This is a genomic window from Candidatus Peregrinibacteria bacterium (genome assembly GCA_016220175.1).
Lineage (GTDB): Bacteria > Patescibacteriota > Gracilibacteria > CAIRYL01 > CAIRYL01 > JACRHZ01.
This window is the reverse complement of sequence record JACRHZ010000068.1, coordinates 1-11,135: the sequence shown is the minus strand read 5'-3', so window position 1 is coordinate 11,135 and position 11,135 is coordinate 1. Positions and strand designations below refer to the sequence as shown.

7 protein-coding genes are annotated in these 11,135 nt (G+C 39.4%); 3 read left to right on the top strand and 4 right to left on the bottom strand.

Translation table 11 applies throughout. The features are described 5' to 3' along the window. Positions 1-189: 189 nt before the first annotated feature. The 3 genes from HZA38_05545 to HZA38_05535 form a co-directional block, all read right to left on the bottom strand. Complete coding sequence (locus tag HZA38_05545; GenBank protein MBI5414945.1) at positions 190-462, bottom strand: plasmid stabilization protein; 273 nt, start codon at positions 460-462, stop codon at positions 190-192. Next, a complete protein-coding gene (locus HZA38_05540) occupies positions 455-709 on the bottom strand; it encodes a prevent-host-death protein (protein MBI5414944.1) in 255 nt (84 codons plus the stop codon). Before HZA38_05540 ends, HZA38_05545 begins: the two co-directional genes overlap by 8 nt. Before the next feature lie 98 nt (positions 710-807). Then, positions 808-5,832 carry a hypothetical protein gene (locus tag HZA38_05535; GenBank protein ID MBI5414943.1) on the bottom strand — a complete coding sequence of 1,675 codons (5,025 nt, stop codon included), beginning with the start codon at positions 5,830-5,832 and terminating at the stop codon, positions 808-810. Positions 5,833-6,208: 376 nt separating this feature from the next. Here HZA38_05535 and HZA38_05530 point away from each other — a divergent pair, with 376 nt between their 5' ends. The 3 genes from HZA38_05530 (at position 6,209) to HZA38_05520 (ending at position 10,089) form a co-directional block, all read left to right on the top strand. Further along, positions 6,209-6,370, top strand: coding sequence for a hypothetical protein (locus HZA38_05530; protein ID MBI5414942.1), 162 nt, complete (start codon positions 6,209-6,211; stop codon positions 6,368-6,370). Between the two features lie 299 nt (positions 6,371-6,669). Beyond that, positions 6,670-8,994 (top strand): hypothetical protein, encoded by a 2,325-nt coding sequence (locus HZA38_05525; GenBank protein ID MBI5414941.1) that lies wholly within the window; start codon positions 6,670-6,672, stop codon positions 8,992-8,994. A gap of 123 nt (positions 8,995-9,117) precedes the next feature. Next, complete coding sequence (locus tag HZA38_05520; protein MBI5414940.1) at positions 9,118-10,089, top strand: GGDEF domain-containing protein; 972 nt, start codon at positions 9,118-9,120, stop codon at positions 10,087-10,089. Positions 10,090-10,184: 95 nt separating this feature from the next. Here the strand turns inward: HZA38_05520 and HZA38_05515 are convergent. Next, the coding region (locus HZA38_05515; protein MBI5414939.1) for a hypothetical protein at positions 10,185-11,135 on the bottom strand (951 nt) is incomplete at its 5' end.

Here is an 11,135-nt window from a genome sequence, read left to right as displayed (position 1 = left end):
CTTTGCATGCTTTTTGACTTCTTTTTCTCTCTCTCCAATGCCTCTTTTGTTATTTCCTGATGCGTTATCTCATTTCTTTTCATAAATATGGGGGAAAATTCTCCCATATTATACATCATTATTTATTGGACTCAAGGTAAGTTTCTTTGTGCTTTGTGTTTTGTGTTTTGTGCTTTGTACTTTGTGTTTTCAATACACTTCCTCATGTTTCCCAATATGAATAGGAATGATCGTATCTTTATTTATGAGAAATTGGAGTGTAATTCGATATGAAATGTTTATGGAAACGCTGTAGAACATTGATAGCTTTCCATGAAGTCGATGGAGACGAAGAGAAGGATGATATGGGTTTATGGAGAGAAGTTTGATCACTTTTGCATACTGATTTTTGAGCTCAGAATGTCTCCTCAAAAATTCTTTTGCCCTTTTTTCATAACTTTCTGTAAAGATGAGTTTAGCCATGGATTACTTTTTTCAAATGATTTTTTATAGAGCTATGGTATCTTTTATTTTTTACATCTTTCTTTGATTCAATAAGCGCGGCAGTAAGTTCCGCTTCTCGAAGAAAATTGAATTTTTCTATGCTGAGAATGACATATTTTTCTTCCCCCCGCACAGTAATAAAAATTTCCATATCAGAATCAGCGTGTTTTTCTATCGCTGATATTCCTCTTGTCTTGAGGTCATTTGCAGTAAGAATATTATTCATAGATTGTATAAAAGTACTTTTGAAAGTAGTATATAGAATACTGTGTAAAGTGTAAAGTGAAAAGATCTTTGCGTTTTGAGCTTTGATCTTTGCACTTCCTAGTGCGCCGCTGCATACATTCCATGGTACTCAACTGTTGAATGCGCTGATTTTCCGGCTTCATCATGAAAATGCTCTTCCCAATCTTTTGCCTGTGCATAACGTACTTTATCGATATTATCTTCACCATCATGATCCTCTTTGTAAATCTCCACAGCTTTCTCCATCATTCGTTTTCTTGATTTTGGGTCTTTGATGGCTGCTGCAATAACATTATCCAATTTCATGAGAAAATCTAACGCAGTGCGAGGTTCTCCTACATCGTCAAACACTCCAGGAAATCTTTTCTTGATTTTCGGAACAAGTACATCTGTTGCTCGTTTATCACTTATGTACCCTTCAAATATTTCCCCAAAAATAGGGTCGAGCGCTTTTATAATATCAAAATTCTTGTGAATAAGTTCTCGTGCAGTAATTCTTTTTTTTGACAAATAAACATAACTGGTATCTATGCGTGGTGGATTATCGAGTTCGTGTTTATTTAAGGTGTAAAACCTCTCGCCTCCGGTCTCTACTTTGCTTGAAACAAGCGTATTATACATCGCCATCATCCCAAGCTGTCTTTTCAAGTCTGTCTCTAAAAAATCAGACGCTAACTCTCCTCCATTCCTCGCAAGATTCGTGATGTACGCGAGCTGTCCTACGAGCATGTTCGGGAATGCCGTGTGCGCCATCGACGCCGATCCATCCGTTCCCAGGTGAAGAATAGATTTTGCTGTATTTGACGTACCATTGCAAAAAATTGTGGTCGCCCAATCATGATCCCATTTCCCCTTTTCACTTCCTGATTTCGCAACTCTCTGCTGAACTCTCTTATCGGTCATCACATGGGTGAGAAACCAATCCATATAGTGATCTGGAAATTCCATTTTATCATCTTTTGGCGCAAACATGTGTGCGAGCTCATGGATATCACTGAGCGTTGGTTTTATTGTTGCGAAATATTCAATGGGAGGAAATGCATTTAATTTTAAGGAATCGAAATAATGGATTCGTTCAATATTGAGGATGCCCAAATGAACTCCTTGAATCAGAAACCAAAAAATATCCTCTGGAGAACTTTTCCCATCATCAATAGCGCGTTCAATGTACGCTTCATATCTCTGGGGATCTACTGTTCCCCCATTTTTTTTGTCGATGAGCATGGATCTGATCATCTTTTCCAAAGCGTTAATGTTTCCGGAAATTTCTGGTTTAAATTTCCCTTTTCCACTCTCAAAATTAGAACCATTGTCTCTCTCAAGTTGACGAAAATAATCATTGTCATATATGTTGCATGCTTTTTGAAGTTTCGTTCGGAGAACATTGGAATCATCCGCATCTGATCTATAAAACCTGACTTTGCTAAATCGATTGAGCGCATCCCAAATTCGTTTATCATACCAGTCAATTTGTCCTTTTTGCGAAAGGACATTGAGGCACGCTTTGAGTTCATCCTTTTCTTTTGTTTCATGAAGCCTATTCATAACTTGCCATCCATCCATATTCTTGAGGGCTTTTTCATGGTGACTAACTTCTTCAAGTTCCGCTTCTTGACGACTTGAATCATATTCATCCGCTAATGCTAAATACGCTTTTTCAAAAAGCTTTTTTCCCACGAGTCCTCCTCTGTGTTTTGATTTTCGTTCGTGTTTTCTTTTGACAAAACTCATTGCAGTTTCCCACATCATGCCAATATCAGCAATCGAAATAAATGTGGTATTCTCCCAAACTCGCTTCAGAGGATTATCTTCTCGTCCTGTTTCATTCTCAGCAACTTTGGTTGCTCCCATCTCAACTTGTTCTTTAAGTTTTTTAAGATCCTCTGAATGTTCTTCAATGAATGACCCCTCTCCTGATGTTTGAACTGCATTCTCCAATTTTTGTTCTATATTATAAAGCGCGCCTTCGGATGTATCGGCAAAAATTTTTGCGCCTTCAACATCAGACCTTCGGATGGTAGGGATGGCTTTTTTGATGTTTTCAATGGTTCTTCTCATTTCTGCAATTTTTGATTCAAAATTTCTCTCTCCTGCATGTTTTGTCACATGTTCTCCTCCTTCTCCACGTTCTTCTTCATGAGCTGTAGCCGCATGTGAGAGTGATGCTCCTTTTCTAAACTGCTCCCAATCAACCTTGCCGACTGTTTCTTCTATGGATCGTTCAAAAGAATCCAGAAAGTCTGTTCCAAGAAAGTTTTCTACTTCTCCTCGAATTGTCAGACCATTCGAATTTCCTATGACATGCGCAAAGAGTTCTGCTTTGATTCTTCCGTTTGGATCTATGAATTCTTTCAGTTTATCGCGCCATCCCACATGTTCTCTACTCAGCTTTTTTTCAAAATTTTCGAGGAGCTTTTTCCCTCCTTTTCTCTTTCGTACTTCTGCGGAGAGTTTTTTCGACAGTTGATTTTTGCTCGCATAATCAATGGCATGAAGAACTTCATGCCGAAGAGCTTCCTGAATCCGAGAATCTCCTCTTTCCCAAGAGGATGCTTTTACTTCAATACGAAAAAGTCCTGTTTGTGGAAGAAAAATTGCTTCAGAGCTTTTTCCATATTCCTTCTCAAAATCTGCATCATTTACAAATACAAAAACTGGGACTCCAGAAACATTTCGCACATCTTTAAATTCTTTAAGTTCCTCCATTGACCCATTTTTGAGCGCCCAACGGGAAAGCCCTCTTAATCTTTCGCGTCTTTCCTCCTGTATCTTTTCATTTTGCGCTTTTGTTTCAGCAATTTTTTTGAGATCTGGATTAAGAGACACTTTTTCATGTCCTCCGTTTAAAATGACGACCTTCTCTTCTGAGGATTTCCCTTGGCACGAACGTACAATTTCTTCAATCGTTTGGAGACGATTCCGAATACCACTTTGTAAAGTGACTACATCCGAAGAAGAAAGATATTTTTTTGATTTTTCAGTAATTCCCTCGAAAATTTCACAAAGTGGTCCTCTTTTTTCAGAAGGAAATCTCGCCATTTCTGAAGTAATATCGACACCTTCTGCAAACTGAGAAAAACCTCGCAGGAAGTTTTTTGCATCGTCCAGTTCTAGCCCTTTTTGAGGATCCATTTCCCCATTCTCCCTCAAAGGAGCAAGTTCTTCCGAAATTGCTTGAACCTTTTCCATGAGTTCTTTCGCTCTTTCTGCGTCAGATTGAAAAATTTGAGTAAGCGTGCCATTATAAGATTCTGCTTCTTCCGCGCTCCCATCCAATTCTTCTTGTGAAACATCATCTTCTTCTTCCTGAAAAATCTCACCAAATGCTTGATTATTCATACAAATGATCTGCCTTTTTACTTCCGCTAAAAGAGTTTCTTGTAAGTTTGCGGAACTCGCAGACATCAAAGTATTCAGAAGCGAATCTTTATTTGCTCTGGCCTCAGAAATTCTTTGGGAAGCTTCTTCAGGTGAAAGCCCATTCTTCTCACAAAGACATCCCGTAACAAATTCCGTATTGTTTCGAAGAGACACTACTCGCTCTGCTTTTCCCATTTGAGTGACCATTTTCACTGCTTCATCACCAGTAATTTTGTGTTTTTCTGCAAATTCGCGAACGACGGTAAAATCCTGAGGAGAAGGAATTTGCTCGCTGTATATCATCTTTGCTATAGCTTCTTCGGAAACTCCAACATTAGCGGCGATTTCGCCTCCTTCTGAAAACATAAAATCTTTCTTGTACTTCCTATTCTTTCGTACGTGAGGATATACTTCTTGAGAGAATTTTCCTCTCGCTTCTTGGTACATACTGGAAACTTGGAGCGCTTCTTCATCCATTTCTTCAAAAGCCTTTTGAATTGCTGAAACGATTTTATACTCTTCTTCGTTGATATCACCGCCACTTTTCAGTTCTGCCAAAATCTCTTCTTCCGTTTTTCCTTTTTTCACAAGAACACAACATCTTTCAATTTTCTGAAGAGTTCCATCAATAAAATTTGCCATATTCTCTCCTTCTTCATTATTTTGAATTGGTTCTCGAAGCTCCGAAAATCTTTTTAATCTTTGTGTAAGCTCCTCAGCATGAACGAGAAGAGCCTCTGCACCTCCTCGGAAGGCTTTTTCTATCTCTCTCTCAATGTGTGCCCGAACAGTAATTTCAATTGCCTGGAGCATTCGTTGTGTTCTCTCATGTCCTTTCGCTCCATCTTCCCGCGCTTCTTCGAGTTCTTCTGTCGCCGCACTTTCCGCTTCCTGAACTACAGTTTGAGTAAACCCTGCTTTTTGAATGACTGCGAGCATTTCCCCCATTCTCCGTTGTGCTTCTTCGTTTTCTCGCCCTTCGTTTTTCGCTTTTTTTCTTTCTTGTTTCTCTTGAAGTTTAATGCCATCTATTTCATCTCTGGTCTCCTCGACAACAGAAGCAGCTGCCGTTTTCTCTGTTACTTCTCGCTCTATTGTTTCTTCTAGACTTTTGAGTTTCCATCCTTCTGCAACTTCAAGAAGTGCTCCCATTCTCTTTCGAATATTTTCGGGGAATTCCCTTATTTCATCGGGGCCAAATTCGCTTCGAAAATAATTGAAAAAAGGAATGCGACTTTTTTTAAGAAGTTCGGGGGATTCAAAAAAAAGAACGAGATGAGGGAGACATTCTTTTCGCTGAGAGGCATCAAGACTTTTGAGAAGAGTCATGAGCGGGAGTCCCAATATGAGCGCACGGTGTTTGGCATTTTTCGGATCCAGCTTGTCTTCCGTGAGGAGTCTTTTACACTGAGTAATATCTTCATTTTTTTTGAGGAGTTCCCGTATTTTTCTCTGCTCCTGAAGAGAAAGAGCATCAAGGAGATTTTTGTCTTTTGCAGCACGTTCCAGATCGCTTTTTTCGTAATCGGCAATATCGTCTCTTTTGAGAATTTCTTTTATTTTTGGCAAATTTGAGTTTCTCCACTTTTCTTGAAAATCGGATGTGTCTGGTTCTTGCTTCTCTTTGCTGTCTTTTTCCACAACATGCAAATTTGGCGCAGTACCTTTCTGAGCGAAAATTTTCCTTTTTTCAAAAAAATTAAATTCTGAAAAATTGCCGAGACACGAAATGAAAATCTTCATATGAAAACAAGATGCATGTATTCGCTTCATTATACCAAAAAAACACGGAGAAACCAAGCTTTGAAAGCTAAGAGCTAAGAGCTAAGAGTGAAGAGTAATCTGGTTTCGCTCTTCGTTCTTCGCTTTTCGCTTTTCTTTTTCTTGTCTTTCTCGTCAAACTCTGCGACAATCCACCAGCTTTTTTTTGAAGAATTAGAGGAAACACCGCAAAATGCGAACTCCTTCGTCATCCTCAGCCAAAAATTCCTCGCCGTACATTCAGTACGTCTGCGGATTTTTGGCCTCGATTCCTCGTATTTCATCATTTTGCAGTGTTTCCTGCTTGTCAATGAATTAAAGTAAAATTTGTAATTTTTCTAATTTTTATTATTTCCTTATGTCCAACAAAGCAAAACCAAAGAAACATGGGCTTCATCTCGCGCCAGTAATGCGCCAGAAATCAAAGCTCAGGAAAAGGAAAAATAAGATCCAAAATAGAGTGCAGCAAGAAGTGTTGCAAAAGGCAATTCGAGGAGCTATTGCAGCATCAGGAAAATGAGGCTTTTTGGTTTGATGTTCTTCGTATTTTCCACATACGAAATTCCAGAACGATGCGAAAAATTATTATAACACGATGATAAAAAGAATTATGTTTTCAGAATTGAGTTTTTGCCTTCCTTCAAACCAAGTTTGAAGAATTCTTTCGTCAACTCATTTTCTTTGACGACCACAAAATATAGGGGTAGTATCCGCGAGCTCACACAATATATCGGCAATCCCGAAGAGCGTATGGAGTTTTTCTCCCTTTCAAAGAGTCTTCGCTTTCTCTTTTTTCTTGTCATTTTATTCTCCGTTTTTATGGAAACACATCGTATTTCGGCTGTTAAAAAACGAGATGGAAGCATGAAGCCATTTGATCAGGAAAAAATTAAACTCGCAATTTACAAGGCGGCTCAAGTAGTCGCAATGCGTGACGGCATAGAAACAAACGAGATAGAAACGAATAAGATGACGCAAACTGTTCTTGATTATCTCAAAGAGCAATATGCGAATCGAGTCCCGACTGTTGAAGAAATTAACGACATGGTAGAAGTGGCGCTTATAAAATCAGGTCACGCGAGAACTGCAAAAGAATTTATTCTCTATCGTTTTCAGAGACAACAAATTCGAGAAGGAGTTCTCATCGAAACAAAGAAAATTCTCAGTAAGGAATTTCTCTCTGAATATCAAGAAAAACAGCCAAAATGGGGATTTAACGGCATGGGATATATTACGTACAAAAGAACCTATGCGCGGATTGTTGAAGGACAAGGACGAACAGAGGAATGGTGGGAAACCGTCGAAAGATGCGTGGAATGGGTGTATCACGTTCACAAAAAAAATGATGTCGAACTCGGGAAAAAATACTATGAAGATCTTTTTGATGCGGTATTTAACCTCAAGGCAAATTTTGCCGGGAGAATGCTCTGGCAGGCAGGAACACAAACCGTGGAAAAACTGGGAGGAGCGTCTCTCAATAATTGCTGGTGCCTTATTATGGACAATTCGGAATCAATTTTAAATACTTTTGATTACCTCATGCTCGGCGGAGGCGTTGGATTTAATATTCAAAAGAAGTATGTCGAAAAACTCCCGATGGTCAAAGGAGGAGTTGCGGTTGTTCGAAATGACGTAAATGATGCCGACTTCATTACTCCAGATTCACGAGAAGGATGGATTGCCCTCATGAGAAGAGTTCTGAATGCTTTTTTCGAGACGGGAGAATCCTTCACGTATTCTCTGGCATGTATCAGAGGATATGGTGAACCAATTAAAGGATTTGGAGGAAAAGCATCCGGTCCTGAACCTCTTGCCAATGGAATTTTGAAAATTTGCGATGTGTTCCACAGAAGAGAAGGAAAAAAACTTCGACCAATAGACGTGCTCGATATTTTGAATGTTATCGGAGAAATTGTGGTGGCGGGAAATGTGAGAAGATCTGCGGAAATCGCGCTTGGCGACCCTGATGACATTGAATATCTCGAGGCAAAAATGTGGGCAAAAGGCGTGCCGAATCACAGATCTGCTTCAAATAACTCTTTGATCTGCAGTAATTTTTCAGAGTTGCCGGATGAGTTTTGGAAAGGATATGAAATCAATCCAGAAACAGGAGTTGCCTATTCTGAACCGTATGGACTTTTTAATCTTCAACTCGCACGAGAAAAAGGAAGGCTTGTGGATGATCACCGCAAAGATCCGCTCGTGGTCGGAACAAATCCGTGCGCGGAAATTACGCTCGCGCCAACGGAAGGAAATGGCGGAGCAGAGCCATGTAATTTGTGTGAAATTTATCTGAATAATATCAAAGATGCCGATGAATTTGAGCATGTTGCAAAACTCATGTATCCCGTCGTAAAAATAATTACGCGTCTTCCATACCATCAAAAAGCAACTGATGAAATTGTAAAAAAAAATTCAAGACTCGGAATTGGTCTCACGGGAATTGTGATGAGACCTGATCTTGCCACTCAAGAAACACTGATGAAAGTTTATCGTTCTCTCGAAAAACTCGATGCGGAATTTTCGAAGAAATATAATATGCCAGAAAGCATTAAGCTCACGACTGTAAAACCTTCTGGAACCCTCTCTATTCTTGCGGGAGCAACTCCGGGAGTGCATCCGGCATATTCAAAGTACTACACTCGACGAATTCGCATGAGTTCAGATGATCCTCTTGTTCAGCTCTGCCGTGAAGCGGGACTTCATGTGGAACACGTAAAGCAGTTTGATGGATCTGAAGATCATCGAACATCAGTGGTAAGTTTTCCAATCCAAGTGGAAGATGGAGTTATCGTTGCTGCAGAAATGACCGCAATAAAACAGCTTGATCTCGTGAAGCATCTCCAGAGTTATTGGGCGGATAATAGTGTTTCTGTAACGGTGTATTACAAGATAGAAGAGCTCCCAGAGATTAAGAAGTGGATGAAGGCAAATTATAATACGGGGCTCAAAACGGTGTCTTTCCTTCTCCATCAAAAGCACGGGTTTGAGCAAATGCCGTATGAAGAAATTTCAGCGGAACAGTTTGAGAAGGAGATCAAAAAATTCAAAGGATTTCCTTTCCAAAAAGACATGAAGGAGCTCCGAACAAGGACGTTTGCGGAGAGCGTGGAATGTGAAGGCGGACATTGTCCGGTGAGATAAGAGTTTTCCGAATCTATTTTTATTGAAAAACTCGTGAGAATTTCACGGGTTTTTTAAATAAATATTAAGATTGATTGACAAATTTTATAAAAAATGTATTATTGCGTCCATTTCATTTTCAGAATGGAAGAAATACGACAAAGTTCGACTGACACATTGCATCTTCAGCTCAGAGTTGAAGACTTGCATTTAATTTTGGAGCATGGAATTGATCAAGAAGCAGTGATTGCTCTTATTGCTGATATAAGAGGTAAAGTTGGCAATTTAGAAGAACAAAAAATAAAATTAGAGGCTCTTCTTCAGCGGAAAGAAAGCGAATTGGGTCAAGCAGAAGAGAGAGTAGAAGAGCTACAAAAAGAAACCGTAACAGACAAAATAACGGGTCTCCCGAACAGAAAAGCTTATGATGAAAGGCTTGCTGATATAATTTCCAAATCACGAAGGCGTCCAAAAACAGCTTATGCAGTTATTCGAATGGATTTGGATAATTTTAAACCAGTAAATGAATCTCTTGGGCATGGTGGAGAAGGTGGGGATAAGGTTCTCAAAATGGTGGCGGAAGCAATGCAAAAAATTATTCGAAGGGCGGATCTTGTTGCCCGAGTTGGAGGAGATGAATTTGGCGCGATAATTGAAATTCCAGTGCAAGTTAATGGTCAGGAAAGGACAAAAGAAAAAATTGTGGATATAGCAATTCTTGTAGCACAAAAACTCAGAAAAGAAATAGAAGATAATCCTTTCGTGCTGGAAGCGAATGATAAAGCAATATTAGTAATGCTCAAAGCAATAACGATTTCTATAGGTATTGATGTTATATTCTTTGAAGAGGGTTCGCTACCATCAAGAGATCAGGAAGTTCTTGCGCAAACAACAGATGGACGTGCAGATACTGCTTCTTTATATGTAAAACATAAGGAAAATCCAAAAAATGGTATCGCTATTTCCCAAGGGACTAGGAAGCAGCTCATGTTTGACCCTGTTGGTGATAAAGTTTATGTCTCCCCATTGGATGATCCTGATGCACTGAGACAGTTCCTTGGAAAAACACCTAATGATTTCAAAAGACCTGGTGACAAGGCTATTGAGGAGAACTAATTTGTAGACACTGGCTTTTATGTTCCACCTCTAAGTCGCAACTCTTCCAAGAGTTGCTGACAAAATTTTGATATAGAAGGCTCCTGCAAAAGGGTCTACGAGGAGAATTGCGCTTTTTTGTAATCAAAAAGATCTAGCTCTGCCTCAAATCCCTGAATAATATTAGTGAAAAAATCTGTTCCTCCATGCGTATCACCAAAAACTTGTCCCAATGCGTGTATTACTTCCAAAAATTCTCGTAAAAATTCTCTTCTTGATTGTATACTTTCGGTCGTTCCTTCTCCTCCTTGATAAAAACTTGCAATGTATCCTGTAATGCCCTTTTGTCTTCCTTCGGTTCCTCTTGGAGTTTGTAGGTGCTGAGCGATACTTTGTATCATTTGAGAAAATTCTTGTGAGAATGTACCTACTTGTTCATTTCCAGAATTTAAAATCTGAAAGCATCTATTACAAAATTCTTCAAATACTACAGACATAGCTTTTATTTGTTGGTTTTCTGCAGCGATCTCCCTGCCTTCTGCATCGCGTTTTACAAATGTGCTGCTATTTGGAAAAGAGGTGGGATCGTTTGGATTAATAGTTAAATCTGATCTTTTGGCTGCGGTTTGAGTGGTTTGATAAAACAAGGCGTCCATTTTCTGAATAGCATCATTTGTAAGTCGCTGCCCAAGATAATCCCATCCTCCTCCTGGTTCTTTTGTTGTAAGCGCTTGAGTCACGCCATCTTCTGACCATGGAACTGTTGCTATTGGTGTTTTTCTCAAAGTTGCAGTGCTAGAAACAGCAGCAGTATTAGATCTTTCCAAGGGCAACCTAGATTCACCTTGTTGTAGTAACGGTTCCTTAAGAGCGTGCATTACTGCAGATCTTAACTCAGACATCCTATAAGGCTTCGCAAGGAAAGGAATGCCATCATCCTTTCCCTCGTTACTATATCCTGATACAAGAAGCGCACTGATAGTGACTCGTGTATTCCCTTTATATTCATTAACAACTGTCCTTATCATAACATCTCCATTTATCCCTGGCATAGTTCGATCTACTAT